This is a genomic window from Paenibacillus segetis (assembly GCF_014639155.1).
GTDB classification, from domain to species: Bacteria; Bacillota; Bacilli; order Paenibacillales; family Paenibacillaceae; genus Fontibacillus; species Fontibacillus segetis.
Map to the genome: position 1 here is coordinate 253,461 of NZ_BMFT01000002.1, position 18,331 is coordinate 271,791.

Consider the following 18,331-nt stretch of genomic DNA (forward strand, 5'->3'; position numbering starts at 1 on the left):
GACAGCCCTTTTCTGCTATGGTATTATTAATATCGTTAATCAAATATGAAAGCGTTTTATATCATTTGTATAGGATGACAACATAGGGGGACAGAGATGAGACGCATAAGAGAAAGGATTCATTTGAAATCATGGTTTGCTAGATTTTTCTTTTCTTTCGTTGTGTTGCTTGTGGCCGTTTCCCTATCCATCACAACACTACTATATCAAGCCTTTTCTAAGGGTTCGACAGAACAGATCAATCAAATTTCACAACAAAGACTGGAACAAAGCTCGAATATGTTCGAGTTTATTATGAATCAAGCAAGACTAATTACGCTGCAATTATCATTGGATAATGACATCATAAGGTCCATTAACAGTGGGGATGCTGTGAGTGATTACTTTATCAATCACGCTTCCTTAAGAAAAATAAATGATCTTCTAATAACCAATAAAAATATCTACTCCATCACGTTATATAACGGGCAAAATAAAACTCTTATTGGAACTGATCGTGATAAAGCAAACGCTGAGGCTGCAACAATTGAATGGTTGAGGGATGCTACCGTCCAGAGTTTGGGCCGTGCGGTTCCTCGGAAACTACTAGTAAATGGTCCAACAGGGACTGAGCAGAATGTGTACACTACCTTTTATTACGACAAAAACCCGGATAACAACGAGATTACCAGTGCCATTATCGTCAATCTGAAAATGGATAGCTTTGTTAATCATCAGAGCGATAATCTCATGATTCTGGACCAGGAGGGGCATGTGGTCTTCGGTTCAGATAAAAGTGGGTTTCTTGATGATATTTCCGAGCGACACTACGTGCAAAGGATTATGGAATCCAGCACAAATGAGAGCTTTACAGATACGATAGATGAGTCAAAGACACTAGTGTCCTCAGCCTATTCAGAGCAACTCGGATGGTACTTTGTTTCTATAATTCCATACGAAACGGCTACGGCGCAGATTTCTGATATTAGGCATACGGCGTTTCTGATCTGTTTACTGCTACTTGTTCTAGCATTAGGTGTATCTGCTGTGCTTAGTGGCATGTTATCTTCACCCCTATCCAAGCTTGCGCGGAAAGCACTCAGCTTTCAATCCGATAAAGGTGATCTACCGACCGAGAAGCTTAGCGAAATGGAGATATTGAACCGATTTTATTCCAATATCACGTCTCAATTTGAACAGCTGGAAGCTTCTAGCCAAAGGTCACGCGTCTCGATCAAGGCAGAATATTTCAAAGAGCTGCTGCATGGCGTGCGGATTCCGGAGTCAGATGATACCAAGCAATATAAGTTGAATGTGGATCTGATTGAAAGTACAACTTTATATGTGGCTGTTCTGAAGCAAGATAACATTCGTGAATTAGCAGAGCGAAAAGAAGAGATTGATTATACGATTAGTACCGTCTTGTATAGCTTTACGGATCAATTCATGCGCTCGCGCATCCCCTGTGAAATTGTGAAAGTGGAAAATGAAATCATCCTGATATTTAATGGCGGCGATGGAAACGCAGTTCCAGACTCAGTTAAGGATGTTATGCATGAACTTCAGCAGGAGGTTGCTCATACGTACGGGGTGACGATAACGATCGGTATAGGATGTGCTGCTCATGGAGGTCAGGAGATCAGCGATTCCTATTTAAGTGCGAAAGAAGCTTCCCTTTATAGACTTGTTCATGGTGATGGGAGCATTATTTTCTATGAAGATATGATGCCACAACTTAACAGCGATTTTGAATATCCTTATTCCAAACAAAAGGCACTTCTTGAAGTGGTTAAAGTAGGCAAAGAGGAAAAAGTCGGAGCCGCTGTAGCGGATATTTTTGAGGCCCTGAAGCTCGCTCCATACAATATGATTCGTTTGTCCGTGCACCATTTGTTATTTTCTGTGGTTACGGCGACTTCTGCCGATTCTTCTCTGACTACTACATCGGCTACTTTTATTGAAACGCTAGGCACCCTCCAGCGGATGGAGTCTTTGCAAAGTATCGCGGATTGGTTTGTTCAATATATACAGGAGACTATTCAGCGAACAAAAGAGAACAAAAAGCATCTGAAGTCAGATTTGGCCGATGATATTGCCGCTTTTCTTGAGGAGCAATACGGCAATCCTGATTTATCTATTGAAATGGTCGCTGAACGGTTCCATTACAATGGTATTTATTTTGGCAGGTTGTTCAAAGAATTATTTAACCGTCTGTTTCTGGAATATGTTACGGAGCTGCGGATTCGCAAGGCTAATGAATATCTGAAGGACTCGAAGCTTACGGTCAAAGAAATCGGAGAGAAGGTTGGCTTCCTGAATTCATCCTATTTTGTAACCTGGTACAAGAAAAATACCGGCTTAGCACCAACCGAATATCGGAAAAGACATTAACACGGAGGCGTTCCCTTAGGAGCGCTTTTTCTTTTTGCTGGACATTTTATGAGGAAATGGGGATATCAGGGTCTTCTATACAATCAGGATGGTTTGAAATTCAAAGATCCGCGTCATATATGGTTTTTTGAAGGGTGTGACCTACAGTATTGAAAGGAATATTTAGTTTTTAAACTTGTTGGTTTATCTTGAAAGCGCTATATTTTAGGCCGAGATGCAAGAGAATCGATACAGAAAAAAACGAGGTGTTCATATGAGGAGAGCCGTACATGTACTATTTAGCGATTTGGTTAAAAACAAATTTTTGTATTTGTTAGTTTTACCCGGATTGGCCTATTTCCTACTATTTAGTTACTTACCTATGGCGGGCATTATTGTTGCATTCAAAGAGTACCGCATGGATTTGGGCATTTTCGGAAGCCCGTTTAACGGATTGGATAACTTTAGATTTCTGACTGTGGATACGGCTTCAGTCTTGAAGGTTATCTTCAATACCTTATTTCTAAATATCTTATTTATAGGAATAGGTACCGCATTAGCTGTCATCACGGCCGTATTGATTAATGAAATTCGCTTAACTTGGTTTAAGAAAATCTCTCAATCTCTGATTATACTTCCTAACTTTATTTCGTGGATTATCGTCGCCGTATTTGCTTACAACTTTCTCAATACAGATTTCGGTATCTTAAACGGATGGTTAAAAGGTCTTGGGATGGAAGGGGTTAGTTGGTACAACCGCGCTGAGTTTTGGCCGGTCATACTAGTGCTGCTGTACTCCTGGAAATCGGTCGGATTTAACAGCATTATTTATCTTGCTGCCATCACAGGGATCGATCAAGAACAGTATGAATCGGCCTCACTTGATGGAGCGAGTAAGTTCAGAAAGATTTGGCACATTACCATTCCGGGCATTTCCAAGACGATTATTATCTTGCTTCTACTAGCTATCGGACGAATCTTTTATGGTGACTTCGGTATGATTTATGGTTTGGTTGGGGATAACAGCCTACTATTCTCGACGACTGATGTCATTGATACTTATGTATTCCGGGCACTTCGGACCTTGAATGATGTTGGGATGTCCTCTGCCATCGGTCTGCTGCAATCCGTAATTGGCTTCCTTCTTGTCTTTGCGGCCAATGCTGTAGTGAGAAAGTATGACAAGGATTCAGCCCTATTCTAAATGATAAATCCTGAAAGGAGTAATAACAGATGAAGACTAAAACGGCCAGTGATAAATTTATTGCCGGATTCGCCTACGTTTATATGATCTTATTTGCGATCGTAGCCATCATCCCATTCATGACCATTATTTCTACATCGCTGACCGATGAGCAATACATTCGTGCCAACGGTTTCGATATATTTCCGCATGAAGTCACATGGGCCGCTTATAAGTACGTGCTAGGAAGAGGTTCTGCCATTCTTGGTGCTTACCAGGTTACACTTGTCGTTACGGTTGTCGGAACCCTATTCAGTATGCTGATTACAACAATGATGGCATTCGCCTTGTCGCGAAAGGAATGGAAGATGTCCGTGCCGATCTCGTTCATTGTATATTTCACCATGCTGTTTAATGGTGGGCTTGTTCCTTGGTATATCGTAACTTCGAAGTATTTGCACCTGCATGATAATTTGTTAGCCTTAATCCTGCCTTATGCAATTAACGCGTTCAATCTTCTTGTACTGCGAAGCTTCATTTCCGGCATTGATAACTCTATCTTTGAAGCCGCCAAAATCGATGGCGCTAATGACATTCACTTGTTATTTCGAATTGCGCTACCACTGGCGTTACCTGGGCTGGCTACGATCTGTCTATTCTATGCGATCAGCTACTGGAATGACTGGTGGCTTGCACTCATGCTAATTAGCGAAAGGGATCTTTATCCACTACAATTGCTCATCCGTGCTATTACTTCCAATATATCTTATGCGGCGTCCGGTGCTGCAAATTCATCGATCGCTGCTGCATCCATCCCCAAGGAGGGGGTGAAGATGGCGACGACGGTTCTAACGATTGGTCCAATCATCTTGCTGTATCCGTTCCTGCAACGCTATTTTGTTAAAGGACTGACGATTGGAAGCGTAAAAGGATAATAGAAGCTTGATTTATGTTCCATTTGTATACAATCCGAAATGGGTTCGTATAGATAGCACTTTTTATACAAATACACAGGAGGTCAAGGTATGCGAAAATCATTTAGTAAAACGTTGGGGGTCTTCCTAGCAAGCATCATGCTTGTAATTTCGCTGGGCGCTTGCTCATCCAACACGGGTGGCAACGACAAGGGAGCTGCAACAGATCATGCATCAACTCAGGAAAGTAACACAAATAAAGGTACAGAGTCGTTGCCAGTGGTTACGCTGAACATCGTTTATCCAGGGGATCCACAACCGGATCAGGATACGGTAACAGCAGCTTTAGAGGAGAAATTAGCTGCAGACGGTATCAATGTAAAATTGAAGTATCAATACATCCCGTGGGGTGACTATTACCAGAAGTTGCCGATCATGCTAGCAACAGGCGATCAGGTCGATATTATGTGGACTGACCCTGGGCTTCTAGGTACTTTCGCCAAATCGAACTCGCTTGCTCCGTTAGATGAACCATTGTCTAAATACGGTCAGGCCATTACAGCTGCACTGGATAATAAATACTGGCCACCAGTTACGATTAATGGTCAGAAATACGGTGTGCCAGCAGGTGCATTAGGTACAACTAAAGGTTACTATACGGCAACCATTCGTAAGGATTTACGCGAAAAATATGGCTTACCTGAGATCAAAACGATGGATGATCTATTAGCTTATGCTGAAGCGGTGAAGACCAATAATCCTGAAATGATCGTATTTAATGAACCACCTGCTGCTTATCATAAGGGCGAAGTGTTACAGAGCACCAGCTCCGATGGTATTGTATTCGATTACAAGACGATGAAAGCAGAAGCTAAATACGACCTTCCGGGTACGTTAGAGGATGCTAAATTCCTGCGCTCATTATATGAAAAAGGATATATCGATAAGGACGTTATGGTTGGCCGTGACATCCGAGCGGATTTTAATTCCGGTAAAGCAGCTATCGGCGGGGGAGATGTGTATGAATATAACAACTACTTCCGTAATATTGCCGTAGAAGGTGCACAAGTTGAGTTTGTGAAGATTCTACTTACAGATGAGCCGTATATGCCTACGACTACCTGGAACTTCCAAAGTGTTGCAGCAACATCGAAGAACATCGATAGAGCGGTCATGTTCCTTAACTGGATTCAGCAAAGTGAAGATAACTACGATATGATGACAAACGGTTTGAAGGGTACACACTTTGATATCAAAGACGGTGCCATTATTGCTCCTGAAGGAGTAGATCCATCTACGATTGGATACGCTCCACCGGAGTGGATGTGGCAAAATCCGAACTTCCTGAAACCAAAAGCATCGGATGCTCCAGATTTCATGCAACAACTGCAGGATTTTGATAAAGATACGAAGTTACTTAGCCCGATCATGAGCTTCAATTTTGATCAGACACCGGTTAAGACTGAGCTAGCTGCCCTTAGTGCGATTGAGAACAAATACAAATATGGGATTTCATCAGGCGTATTAGAGCCGGAGAAGGCCGTTTCTCAATACAGCGCAGAGCTTAAGAAGGCAGGTCTGGATAAGGTTATAGAAGAGTTCCAGAAACAAGTCGACGCTTTCTTGGCTAGCAGTAAGTAATTAATAGATAGAAATTAAGAGTATAGCCGATAGAGAAGCTTCTATTCATTTGATTATCTGGATGAATAAGGAGCTTCTCTCTCCTAGGAAGAGAGACCATGCTGATGACATCGAATAATGGAGGATATGCTGACGTGAAAAAAGGAAGAAAACACTGGAGGATTCTTTTTATAAGCTCACTGAGCGTCTTAATATTATCTACCTTCGTAACGGGGGCTTCCGCCTATGCGAGTTTCAGCGCGCAATATGTAGGGGAGAGTTCATCATCTATTACTGTACATCCAGGTGAGACGGGCAACTTTTGGGTTGATCTTAAGAATACCGGAAGTGAAACATGGCTATTCGGCTGGCCCACCCATGAGGTAGTACTAGCGAATACCGACAGCAGTTATTCCTATGAGACAAGTTCCATTTTTACGGGATATAATAATTGGCTTTCATTTAGTAGGCCGGCTGCACCTAACTATTCTGGGATTCAGCCCGGCGGGACGGGAAGATTTGGCTTCAGCCTTACGGGGCAGGAAGAGATCGGGACAAATAGAGTCTATTTACGACCTGTAAAAGCAGATGGAACCTTCTTATCTGATCTGGGCTTATGGTTTGATATTAATGTTGTCCCTTATCCAGGCTTTGCCCTGTCTGCTGGTAATCCCGTATCAAATCAAGTAACGCTTAACTGGGATAAATACGTAGGAAATCAGTTTGGATCGTACAAAATTTACAAATTTCCTAAGACATATCCGGATTTGAGATATTACACGGGAGGCGATTGGAACAAGAATTTCCAATACCTGCCGCAGATGCATCCTTATTATTTGGATGCCACCATTACAAACGAGGATACGCTGTCTTACGTGAGTTCCATTGAAGATGAGAAGACATATGTTTATATTGTTGATGTTGTCGATGCAAATGGGGACACCATCGCTAGATCAGATCAAGTCGATGTTAGGAATGTATCTAGCTATTTGGTTAAACCGCAAGAGAGAGGACAACGAATCTATTACGATCCGCAATTAGGCGATTATAGAAACACAGAAACTAGAGGCTATATTGAGAGTAGCATGAGATGGAGCACGGATTCTGCAGAGACACTATTCAGTCTAAAGACATTGCCTGAAACCTATGCACTAAGTACTACACAAAACTTGGTTGATTTTATGAAAGAAAGTATGCCTAGAGGATTACCTACCCATAGGTGGGCAGATTTCAAGTACGGCCAAGGTCAAAGTGTCTTTGTCGATCCGCAATTAAAGTTTGATAATGGCTTATACCTGGTAACAGGCGATCTGACTGTACCTCGAATAACATTTATGGAAAGCACCTACGGATCAGATCCGCTCGGAGCACTCCGGTTTGCCTATGGCTATGATGGGCTGACTCCTATAGAAGTCACGGACCCAACGACAAGATCGGTTACATTTGATCATGATACTAACACAATGGTCATTGAGTTCACTAAAGATGAGAACAACGTCCATGTGTATTTCAAAGTTTCAATACATGGTGGAGTTGCCGAGATTGAGGCCTCCCTTACGCCAACCAATGGCTCGGTTACCAACCCACGCTTGATCGTGAAAGCGCTGAATGATGATGGGATTGGAGAACCTACATTTTTTGGTTCCGTCAAACAATGGGATAGCGATGCATGGTTACTCTATGATAATGGACAGGGATTCGTTAGAGGGGAAGATCTGGCAAAGAACAACCCTAGTCGATTTGAGGGCATATTGCAGTCAAATGGTAGCTCCTATTTCAAATACAGCGGTACGCTTGAACAAGGTACAACATGGAGCGATTATCTTGAAAAAGTAAGATTTGGTTCTCATATGCTGGGAGGAACCGCAGATAACTATGAACCAACGGAATATAACTCTACAACCTATGATAATTACTTATTCGGTAGGCTGATGAACTATGGATATCCTGTTATGGGATTAGCATCTTGGTGCAGCAGCCACCCATCAGACGCCAGTACACGGGAAGTCTTGAATGATGCTATCGCTATTTTTTATCAGAATCTGAGGAATTACAGCGATCATAATTGGTCTTCATATGATGATAAATCCAATGGATCGTTATATTTTGGTGAGATGGGGCCTCTGCTGTATGGATTATCCATCATGGCAGATGTAGATAGCACAACGACAATAGACGGACTAACTTATGCAGAGTTGGCTCAATATGTGTATGATAAGCTACCTGATGCAGCTAGTGGACTATTTGCCAATGATAATGACGCACTAGGCAATGTGATTTATGGTATTAGAGAGTTTAAAGGAATGAACGATGCCAAAGCAGCCAATTATGAGTCACATTTGTTGGATATTAACTCAGTAAATAATAAAGGCTACTACACAACCAAAACCTATTTGGGATACAGCGACAAACAGAGTCCAAAGGCACTACGTGCGCTTAGTTACTTCTTACAACTTCCACAATGGGATACGAACGACGCGCTTGTGATAAGAAATGAACTAGGTTATGCAGGTATGGGTGAATCCCAAGCCTGGGGGCAGATCGTATTTAACCAATTGGAAGAGAGTTATGGCGGGGTGTATCCGATCTTAATTGGAACCGACGCCAGACATTCCTATCAGGATATTAACCTCACAGATATCCATTGGGATGCCGGTGCTAATACGCTCAACATGAGCTTCGATAATCCGTTTGAGGAATTGGATGTATATACAGGTGTATCTGATTTGTCGGATGTGAAGCTAAATGGAATCTCCTTAATCCCTGATACCGATTATATCTTTGATGAAACTACGCACATCTTAAGGATCATGAAGACCCAAACAGCGGGAAATCATTATACAGTAAGTGTCGTTGTTGAATAATCAGTAGAATATAAGTAAGACCCGATTAGCTTGTTATAGAAGCTGATCGGGTCTTTTTGCTGATGTAATCTTTCTGAACAACAAACTTTTACCCCACTTGGTTGTCTGCTACTTTAATTTCAAGCTATACAGCAATTCACCATCCACAATCTTACCTGTATCTTGAAAGTTAAAGCTTTCATAGAGTCTTTTTCCAATTTGATTCTCTGGTTCGAAGGATAAGAAGATTTCCGTGCAATCCTCAATTTTCTTCATTTCTTCAATCACTTTTCCTAGAGCAGCTTTACCATAACCTTGTCCTTGAAACTTATGGTCTATCATCATTCTGCATATATCATAACAATGATCCTCGTAAGAAAAACCATACATCGTAAATCCAATCATCTGATCTTCATCATATATTGCTTTCGTAATCCAACCGTTTTCAATTTTGGATTGGGCAATAGATACGGCATTCGAAGCAACAAATTCCTCATTAATGAAGTGTTGGCCCTCTTTATTCGTAGTTAAGAAAATACACTCAATCCAGTTGTCGTTATCAATATCTTTCAAATGAATCTGCATGTTTACCTCCCGCTTCTTCTCGCTAAATGGCGAGTTATGTATTCAATTATAAACGACTTATTGGTTAATTATAGAAGTGAATTCTATGTTTTGTATGTAATGGTTCGGGATATGGTTTGAAAAATGTTCATGAACGAATTAAGCTTTATTATGGTGAGTCTTATGGGATAACGATCGAAAGTGAAGTGAACGTAGGAACAAAGATATGTCTTGAGATGGCTAAGAAAATGTAGGATTGATCTAGGAGGGGAAATGACTAGTGAATACGTTAAAGGAAGAAAATCAAGGTGCCGAAGATCGAAACGTAATCAGCTTGCTTGAAATAGTAGATGTAGAGACAGGGGAGCGTACGGAATTAGCCCAGTTTGATTCCTTAATTGAAGCTCCAAACTGGACCCGTGATGGCAAAAGGTTGATTTACAATAGTCTTGGCCGAATAGTTTCTTTTGATATCGCTACGAAGAAAAGCACGGTGATTGACTCCGGTTATGCTAATCACTGTAATAACGATCATGTGTTGTCTCCCGATAATTCTCATGTCGCGGTGAGTCACCATACGCTAGAGGACGGTTTGTCGCGGATTTATGTTCTCCCCTTAGAAGGCGGTAACCCGAGCTTGATTACTCCTATAGCACCTAGCTATCTTCACGGTTGGTCGCCTGACGGTAGTACACTAGCTTATTGTGCCGAGCGGAACGGTCAGTATGATATTTACACCATTCCAGCGGCTGGCGGTGTTGAATCACAACTGACGAATACTCCTGGTCTAGATGACGGTCCGGAATACTCCCCAGACGGTAGACATATTTGGTTCAATTCTGTTCGTACGGGGCTCATGCAGGTGTGGCGGATGAACGCCGATGGTAGCGAGCAGGGGCAGATGACTTTTGACGAGAGCAATAACTGGTTCCCGCATGTGTCTCCCGATGGTGAGACGGTAGCTTATATCTCCTATCAAAAAGGCGATGTCGCCCCTGGCGATCACCCTGCTAATAAACATGTTGAAATTCGTGCAATGTCTAGTAAAGGTGGCGAGTTCCGAACGTTAGTTCAGTTATTTGGTGGGCAAGGTACACTTAACGTGAATTCTTGGTCACCTGACAGTAAACAGTTAGCTTTTGTCAGCTATCGACTGAAGGATTAATAGAACACTTTACGCTGAAGGAGATCGAGCGCCGTTTCGATTTCCTTTAATTCTTCTTCAGAGACATGCTGGATTCGTTCTTCAAACCGCGACTGAATGAGCCCAAATATCTCATTCATCATTACTTCCCCTTTTTCGGAAAGCCTTATATATTGTTTGCGTCGGTCTTCCTCATCCGTCACTTTCTCGCATAATTGTCGCTCGCTTAGCTTTTTCAACTCCCGGCTTGTGTTAGGCATGGACATTAGCATACATTCACTGATTTCACTGAGCGTCACAGGTTGACTGACTGCGATATACTCAAGAATTTTATATTGAACAGGTGTAACCGCTTCGGCTTTTACCCCTTTGGTTATCTCATTCGTAATTTGATGAACAGCAGCCGTAAAGGTCACGAATTTCTGGAACATTTCGTTCTTGTCCATAGGAATCACCTCAATTGACACGATAACAAAGTAATTATCACAATACAATTATCATTTGACAACTAAATTAGAGGTGTGCTACCATTTGCTTATCAAATGATAAGTAAAGGGGGCTTTTTTATGAAAGTATTAATTATATATACACATCCGAATCATCAGAGCTTAAGTTATGCATTTTTGCAGGAAGTCATTCGTGGTAGTACGGAGAATACTGCAATAGAGGATGTTAGGGTGTTGGACTTATACGAGGAAGGATTCAATCCCGTCTTAGTGTTCAATGACAACAAGCGTAGAAGAGATATGCATCGTGACCCAGACTTTGCTAGGTACAGGGAACAGTTGTTGTGGGCTGATAAAATTGTCTTTGTATATCCGATTTGGTGGGGACGGCCTCCGGCTATGTTAATGGGATATATAGATCAGATGTTTGCGTCGGGATTTGCCTATAAGGATACGGGAAAAATGTTACCGGAGGGACTTCTGAAAGGGAAGTCAGCGATATGTATTTCTGTAATGAAGGGCCCAACGAATTACCCGTTGTTATGGCTAAATAATGCCCATAAAGTACTCATGCGTAAAGCTTTGCTTAATTATGTAGGGATCAAAAAAGTGAAGTTCTTTGAATTTGGGATGATGGAGAGCCCGAAGGGGAAACATAAGGAGAAGTTGAACAAGATCTATCGTTATTTCCAGACCGTGGCGCATTAAAAGTGTAATACCCGTATAAGACAGGTGGAGCGATACCGAGCTGGTAATTGCATCCGCCTTTATTTGTGCATTTGAACAATAAATATCGTCCTTTCTTCAATATTATTCAGCCGAAATTCCTTCTATAATTACAGTATTGAAAGCGGATTCATAACTCGCATAGGGGGGACAACAAGATGGATTTTACAATCAGTTGGATTGGGGCTTTAGTTGGACTAGCCATAGTGATTATTTTAATCTTGAAAAAGCTTAATCCTGTATATGCTTTATTCTTAGGGGCCATCGTCGGGGCTTTGATCGGCGGAGCTAATCTAGAACAAACCGTTAGTCTTCTTGTAAGCGGTACACAAAGTGTAATGGGTACGGTGTTACGTGTATTGGCTGCAGGCGTACTTGCTGGGGTGATGATGGACTCGGGTGCAGCAGAGACCATTGCACAAGCTATTGTTAAGAAGTTCGGAGAGGGCAAAGCGATTCTAGCCTTAGCCTTAGCCACTATGATTATTACAGCAGTGGGCGTATTCATTCCTGTTGCGGTATTGATCGTAGCACCAATTGCTTTGTCTGTAGGTAACAAAATGGGGATTTCCAAGATCGCCCTATTACTTGCCTTATCAGGTGGGGGGAAAGCGGGGAATATCATTTCACCGAACCCAAATACCATTGCAGCTGCACGGGGTTTTGACCTCGATTTAAGTAACGTGATGATAGCAGGATTTATTCCAGCGATCTGTGGACTTATCGTAACGGTTATTATCGCTTCACTTCTTAAACACAAAGGTGTGAAGGTAACCGATGAAGAGGCAATGAATAGTGCAGTTGACACAAGCAAATATCCACCTCTAAAAAGAGCCATCGTTGCTCCTCTTATCGCAGTTGTACTATTGATGATCAATCCTGTCGGTTCATTGCTTGGTATTGATGCACTCTCGAGCTTCAAAGTCGATGCCATGTTTATTCTTCCGATTGCTGGGGTCATCGGTATGTTGGCTATGAAACAAGGTAACAAAATTCTGCAATATACAACGTCAGGGTTGAACAAAATGACCCCTACGGTATTGATATTAATTGGTGCAGGGGGTATAGCCGGCTTAATCTCGGCATCGGACCTCTCCGCTCAAGTCGTAAACATTATTAATGCAACAGGTATTTCGGGAACCTTCTTAGCTCCAATCTCTGGTATATTGATGGCAGCAGCAACGGCTTCAACTTCTACCGGTGTTATTCTTGCCACAGGATCCTTCGGTGAAGCGATCTTAAATATGGGTACGGCTCCACTTGCAGCAGCAGTGATGGTTCATACAGGGGCAACCGTTATCGACTCCTTGCCACAGGGTAACTACTTCCACGTTACGGCAGGCAGTATGAATATGAGTATCAAGCAACGGATGGGACTTATCCCATATGAAGCCATTGTCGGCGCGACGATGACGATCGTAGCCACTTTAATATACGGATTCTTTATTTAATAGACTTTTGAACTCACATTAATCATAAATTTGGGGGGAGCAATCATGAAGGAACTAACATTTGTATTGGCACCGGATTCTTTTAAAGAGAGTATGACAGCGAAAGAAGTTTGTATAGCGATGGAGAAGGGAATAAGCAGCGTATTTCCAACCGCCAATTATATTCATGTTCCCATGGCGGATGGTGGTGAAGGAACGGTACAATCCTTAGTCGACGCTACGGGCGGTCAACTCTATGATAAAGAAGTAATGGGACCCCTTGGACAACCCGTTCATGCAAAGTATGGGATTCTAGGCGACGGAGTGACAGCAGCTATTGAAATGGCATCGGCAAGCGGAATTCATTTCGTCACGAAGGATACGAAGAACCCACTGATTACGACAACTTATGGAACAGGTGAACTCATTCGCGAATGTCTAGATAAAGGGATAAAGAAGATCATCATTGGGATTGGCGGCAGCGCCACAAATGATGGCGGAGCAGGGATGGCTGAGGCACTTGGCGCCGCATTCCTTGATAAAGACGGTCATCACCTTCCACGTGGCGGAGGCAGTCTGGACAAGCTGGCAAAGATTGATATTTCAGCATTAGATCCAAGACTTGCGGATGTTCAAATGATCGTGGCTTGTGATGTGACGAATCCACTTTGCGGAGAAAAGGGAGCTTCCCACGTGTTTGGACCGCAAAAAGGAGCTACTCCTGAGATGGTTCTTCAACTGGATAAGAATCTAGCTCATTATGCGGATATTGTGAAAGAGCAGCTTCACAAAGATGTACGTGACATTCCAGGTGCAGGTGCTGCTGGTGGATTAGGAGCTGGCTTACTGATCTTCACACAAGCAACGCTGCAGAAGGGCATCGAAATTGTAATCGAGTATACCGATCTTAAGCAGAAATTGGCGGATGCGGATTATTGCTTTACAGGTGAGGGACGGATTGATTTTCAAACTAAATTCGGCAAAACGCCGTATGGTGTAGCTAAGGCTGCCAAAGAGAACGACAAAAAGGTGATTGCAGTAGCAGGTTGTTTAGGCGAAGGAATTGAAGCCCTCTATGAGGAAGGGTTTGATGCGATATTTGGCATCCTACCCGGCGTGGATGAGCTTGAAACGGTGCTCGCGGAAGGCTCGCAAAATGTGGAAAGCACCTGCAGAAACATTGCAAGACTCATTAAACTAAGCTTATAAAATAAGACAACGGTCTTGAAGGTTTCCCTTCTTGACCGTTTTTTTTATTTATATAGGGATAGTAAACCAAAGATTAATTCAAATAGATCTAGTACATTTCTTGGATCTTTGCCTGTTAGCGAATGAATTCGTTTCAAGCGATATTGCAACGTATTACGATGAATGTTTAATTCGGCAGCAGTTAACGAGACGCTGCAATTATGATTAATAAAGCTCCGTAATGTCTCCATACCGTCTAGGGTATCTTCTAATTTACTAACTGCATTATGGTTTCCTGTTAGATTCGTATGGCTGAGTTTGACTAGAAAATTGACCTCTTCGTAAGACACGACCTGAGTGGGAAGTTTGAGTGCATGAGCAACATTCAGCGCACTTTTTGCCTGGTAATAGCTATCCGCGATATTGGCTTCAGATTTTCCTTTACTGATCAGTACATCTTTATGATTTTCGGTAAGATGCTTGATTAGTTTATCTAAATCGTCATTATTTTGCACGATCAGAAGATGTGTGTCCTCATCCAATAAGAAGGAGGGAAAGAGCAGGTATAACTTGGACTTTTCCTGCTCTTTTTTTAGGTTTCTGATACATAGGACCACGGTTTTTAACATCAAATCGATGTTGTATTGTTGCGCTTCTCTTCTAAATCTTTGCGAATAGGCACCGCGGTGACTCAGAAGGAGCTCTAGAAATGCTTTTTTGCGATTTGCTTCATGTTCTAAACTTTTTAATGCCGCTCCTTGTTCGATCAGGAGGGTCACCACGGTTTTGACAATGTTGCAAAAGGGTCGTACTTCGTCTGGATCTCCGGTAATACCAATAACCCCAACCCGTTTATGATCAATGACAATGGGCTCATTTGTACCCTTCTTTGCAGATTTCCCATCTGTCCAAACTTCAACTAGCTTCCCCGTGGACAGAGCTTCTACAGCGCCTTGATGCACCGTTCCAACCCTTTTCAAGTTACCGCTACCTATAATGATGCCTTGCTCATTCATGATGTTGATGTTATATGGAATGTCTTTCATCATTTTATCGACGATTTCTTGTGCCTGACTTGGTGATAAGTGGTACAACGGAAGGGCCCCCTTATTTTATCGAAAGTGGCTAACGTACTCCTGTTTGGCAGAGTCCGTTTTTATTATTTTACCCGAAGGAGGTTCAAAGCATAATGTTTAAAGAGCTTCCTTAATGACCTTCTTATAATGCAAAACGGATAACACACCGAAAATGGAGTAAAGTGCTGTATATAGTACCATAACTAGAATCATCGGAGTCCAAAGTTCTGAGCCAAAGAAGAACCAGCCCGATTGGACGGCAAAATAACTATGGCAAAGCCCGACGACTAATGGAATCCCGAAATTGAAGACTTGCTTTACTTGAATACCCTTTATCAAATCTCCCTGTGTGAAGCCAAGTTTTCGTAAAATCGTATAACTTGATCGTTCATCTTCACTTTCATCCATTTGTTTGAAGTAAAGAATACATCCCGATGTAATCAGGAACGTTAGCCCTAAGAAACCAACGACAAACATCATGAGTCCCATGTTTTGTTTCTGATAGTTGCTCATCTCAAGCCTTGAGTCATAGGATCTCATATCACCAAAGCCGATTTCCTTATAAATATCATTGGCTGCTTTTATTTGATCCTGATCCAATATGTTGATCCCGATATATATTGATGTTTTCTTCTGAATAGAGGGATCCAAATCATCTTTCAAGCGTTGAAATACGGTTTCATCTACTATTGCAGTGGGCATACCGCCATTTCGAAAATACCCCGACACGATAGTATCTTTCTCCATCCCTATATATTGTTGTGGAATAACTTCTTGTTGACCCATCAATTCAATGGGACCCGAGTCGTTCAAGTGCATAAATTTCTGCATGATATCACTATAACCCGTAAACAGGGTTTCGTCCGGTGACAATTGAATATCTTGGGTCGACTTGTCACTTATCACAGCCAGGGTCATGACACGCGGATCAATGAGCATACCTTCCATATTCATATCAAGTATGTTCTCTACATTCACATTTGCTTGGATGACATCAATGATATTCTCGGAGTACTTTATTCCTTTTGCGAGTAAAGCATCTTTAAATCGTCCCGCATCTTCGATATTTGTAATCGAAAAGTCTGCTGGCACATAGTCCTCAGCACTTTTCTCTGCTGAATAGTAGGAGATATAGCTCAAGGATAACAAGCCAATCGCTAGTGCAGATACAGTTGTAATAATGGTAAGTAATACGGCATTTGATTTCATTCGAAACATAATGGAGGAGAGGGATAAGACCTCGTTAATATTTAAGTATCCATTTTTCTTCTTCCGAATGATATGAAATATAAAGCTAACAGACCCTTTATAGAAGAGATAAGTCCCAATGATCACTGAAGTCAGAATGACGATCATAGCTATCAAAAGTTCAAACATGGTTACGAAGTCTCCACTAAATAACTTAGAAGAAATGTAATAGCCCAATAGAATGAAGCCGATGCCAGCTATCCCGATGATCATCTCAAGAATTGAAACTTTTTTTATCTTGGCTTCCGTACTGGACTTCACGGCAAATAAGGATAGAATGCTTTGTCTTTTTATAAATACATAATTCAACGACATGATAAAGAGATAGATTGCGCAGAATACAATCAGAGTTTGGATCAGTGCGTTGGTAGACAACCGAAGTGTTGCGATCCCCTCCACACCCGTAATTTTAAACAAGATCATAATGATTAATTTGGATACAGAGAATCCTGCAAAGATTCCCAGAAACAATGATCCGAAATACAGGAAGAAATTCTCAACAGAAAGGATGCGAAATATCTTGTCCTTGGTCATTCCTATCAATTGAAATAGTCCGATCTCCTTGCTTCGCCGTTTGATGAAGATCGTATTGGCATAAAAAATAAAGATAGCAACGATAGCGACAAGCAAGATGGATGCCGCCTTTATGGATGCAGCTCCTTTAACTGACCCTTTGGCTGGATCCATGGAGGGGTCATATTGCAACGTAACGAAGGCGAAATAAAGGGCAGAACTGAAGATTAAGGCGAACACATATAGATAATAATTTTTCAGATTCTTCTTCAAATTGCGAAAGATGAGTTGATTAATGCTCATTCTGCACCCCGCCTAATACCCCTTGTGTTTTCATGATGTCTTTAAAGAAGGTTTGTCTTGTTTCTTCGCCTTTATTTAATTGCGTATAAATTCGTCCATCCTTTATAAAGATAACTCTGCTGCAATAACTAGCTGCCACAGGATCATGCGTGACCATAACAATAGTCGCTTTTCGCTTCAGGTTTAATTCGCTCAGTTTGTTTAGCAAATCCGAGGCTGATTTAGAATCAAGTGCCCCCGTTGGCTCATCCGCAAAAATAATGCTTGGTTCATGGATAAAAGCTCGTGCCGCAGAGGTGCGTTGCTTTTGACCCCCGGAAATTTGATTGGGGTACTTATCCTTTACATCATAAATGCCCAGCTCGGTCGCTAGTTCTACAAATTTGAGGTTCGCTTCTTTTTTCGGTATCTTTGTAATGGATAAGGGTAATAGGATATTTTCCTTCACGGTTAGCGTATCTAATAAGTTGTAGTCCTGAAACACAAAACCTAGATGATTCTTGCGGAATTCAGCTAGCTCTTTTTCCTTCATCTTAGATATTTCTGTTCCTTGGATGGTGATTGTCCCGTTACTAATCTTATCAATCGAGGAGAGGACATTGAGCAATGTCGTTTTCCCGGAGCCGGATGCACCCATAATACTAACGAACTCACCTTCTTCGATGACAATATCCAGGCCGCTTAATACTTCTTGTTTATTAAACTTATTGCCATAGCTTTTATGGATTTTATTTGCTTCTAAAATAACCATCTCGTAGCACTCCCTTGTCTTATCTCAATAAAC

15 protein-coding genes are annotated in these 18,331 nt (G+C 41.8%); 10 read left to right on the forward strand and 5 right to left on the reverse strand.

Going from position 1 to position 18,331, the window contains the following annotated elements:
• The first annotated feature begins 96 nt into the window (after positions 1 to 96).
• From IEW05_RS17350 to IEW05_RS17370, 5 genes are all read left to right on the forward strand, one after another.
• Entirely contained in the window at positions 97 to 2,370 is a 2,274-nt protein-coding gene (locus IEW05_RS17350) for a helix-turn-helix domain-containing protein (protein WP_188541113.1), read from the forward strand.
• Between the two features lie 253 nt (positions 2,371 to 2,623).
• Complete coding sequence (locus IEW05_RS17355) at positions 2,624 to 3,553, forward strand: ABC transporter permease (RefSeq protein WP_188541114.1); 930 nt, start codon at positions 2,624 to 2,626, stop codon at positions 3,551 to 3,553.
• Positions 3,554 to 3,582: 29 nt separating this feature from the next.
• Complete coding sequence (locus tag IEW05_RS17360) at positions 3,583 to 4,467, forward strand: carbohydrate ABC transporter permease (protein WP_188541115.1); 885 nt, start codon at positions 3,583 to 3,585, stop codon at positions 4,465 to 4,467.
• Between the two features lie 90 nt (positions 4,468 to 4,557).
• Positions 4,558 to 6,087, forward strand: coding sequence for an extracellular solute-binding protein (locus IEW05_RS17365; protein WP_188541116.1), 1,530 nt, complete (start codon positions 4,558 to 4,560; stop codon positions 6,085 to 6,087).
• Between the two features lie 134 nt (positions 6,088 to 6,221).
• Positions 6,222 to 8,930: a hypothetical protein gene (locus IEW05_RS17370; RefSeq protein WP_188541117.1), complete on the forward strand. Its 2,709-nt coding sequence runs from the start codon at positions 6,222 to 6,224 to the stop codon at positions 8,928 to 8,930.
• 108 nt (positions 8,931 to 9,038) lie between these two features.
• Here the strand turns inward: IEW05_RS17370 and IEW05_RS17375 are convergent, their stop codons facing one another.
• A complete protein-coding gene (locus IEW05_RS17375) occupies positions 9,039 to 9,494 on the reverse strand; it encodes a GNAT family N-acetyltransferase (protein WP_188541118.1) in 456 nt (151 codons plus the stop codon).
• A gap of 116 nt (positions 9,495 to 9,610) precedes the next feature.
• Here IEW05_RS17375 and IEW05_RS26115 point away from each other — a divergent pair, with 116 nt between their 5' ends.
• Together IEW05_RS26115 and IEW05_RS17380 are read left to right on the forward strand one after the other, a co-directional pair.
• Positions 9,611 to 9,727 carry a sensor histidine kinase gene (locus IEW05_RS26115; RefSeq protein ID WP_373285843.1) on the forward strand — a complete coding sequence of 39 codons (117 nt, stop codon included), beginning with the start codon at positions 9,611 to 9,613 and terminating at the stop codon, positions 9,725 to 9,727.
• 26 nt (positions 9,728 to 9,753) lie between these two features.
• A complete protein-coding gene (locus IEW05_RS17380; protein WP_188541119.1) occupies positions 9,754 to 10,638 on the forward strand; it encodes a TolB family protein in 885 nt (294 codons plus the stop codon).
• Here the strand turns inward: IEW05_RS17380 and IEW05_RS17385 are convergent.
• Positions 10,635 to 11,063, reverse strand: a complete 429-nt coding sequence (locus tag IEW05_RS17385; protein WP_188541120.1) for a MarR family winged helix-turn-helix transcriptional regulator — start codon at positions 11,061 to 11,063, stop codon at positions 10,635 to 10,637. The genes IEW05_RS17380 and IEW05_RS17385 overlap by 4 nt on opposite strands.
• Positions 11,064 to 11,183: 120 nt before the next feature.
• Here IEW05_RS17385 and IEW05_RS17390 point away from each other — a divergent pair, with 120 nt between their 5' ends.
• The 3 genes from IEW05_RS17390 (at position 11,184) to IEW05_RS17400 (ending at position 14,428) form a co-directional block, all read left to right on the forward strand.
• Positions 11,184 to 11,771: an NAD(P)H-dependent oxidoreductase gene (locus IEW05_RS17390; RefSeq protein WP_188541121.1), complete on the forward strand. Its 588-nt coding sequence runs from the start codon at positions 11,184 to 11,186 to the stop codon at positions 11,769 to 11,771.
• 176 nt (positions 11,772 to 11,947) lie between these two features.
• Positions 11,948 to 13,240, forward strand: a complete 1,293-nt coding sequence (locus IEW05_RS17395; protein WP_188541122.1) for a GntP family permease — start codon at positions 11,948 to 11,950, stop codon at positions 13,238 to 13,240.
• Between the two features lie 45 nt (positions 13,241 to 13,285).
• Positions 13,286 to 14,428 (forward strand): glycerate kinase family protein, encoded by a 1,143-nt coding sequence (locus tag IEW05_RS17400; protein ID WP_188541123.1) that lies wholly within the window; start codon positions 13,286 to 13,288, stop codon positions 14,426 to 14,428.
• A 44-nt stretch (positions 14,429 to 14,472) separates the two neighbouring features.
• Here IEW05_RS17400 and IEW05_RS17405 read toward each other — a convergent pair whose 3' ends face one another.
• From IEW05_RS17405 to IEW05_RS17415, 3 genes are all read right to left on the reverse strand, one after another.
• Positions 14,473 to 15,501: a CdaR family transcriptional regulator gene (locus IEW05_RS17405; protein ID WP_188541124.1), complete on the reverse strand. Its 1,029-nt coding sequence runs from the start codon at positions 15,499 to 15,501 to the stop codon at positions 14,473 to 14,475.
• Positions 15,502 to 15,600: 99 nt separating this feature from the next.
• Complete coding sequence (locus IEW05_RS17410; RefSeq protein WP_188541125.1) at positions 15,601 to 17,547, reverse strand: ABC transporter permease; 1,947 nt, start codon at positions 17,545 to 17,547, stop codon at positions 15,601 to 15,603.
• Positions 17,537 to 18,298, reverse strand: coding sequence for an ABC transporter ATP-binding protein (locus IEW05_RS17415; RefSeq protein ID WP_188541126.1), 762 nt, complete (start codon positions 18,296 to 18,298; stop codon positions 17,537 to 17,539). The genes IEW05_RS17410 and IEW05_RS17415 overlap by 11 nt, the downstream gene beginning before the upstream one ends.
• Between the last annotated feature and the right edge of the window lie 33 nt (positions 18,299 to 18,331).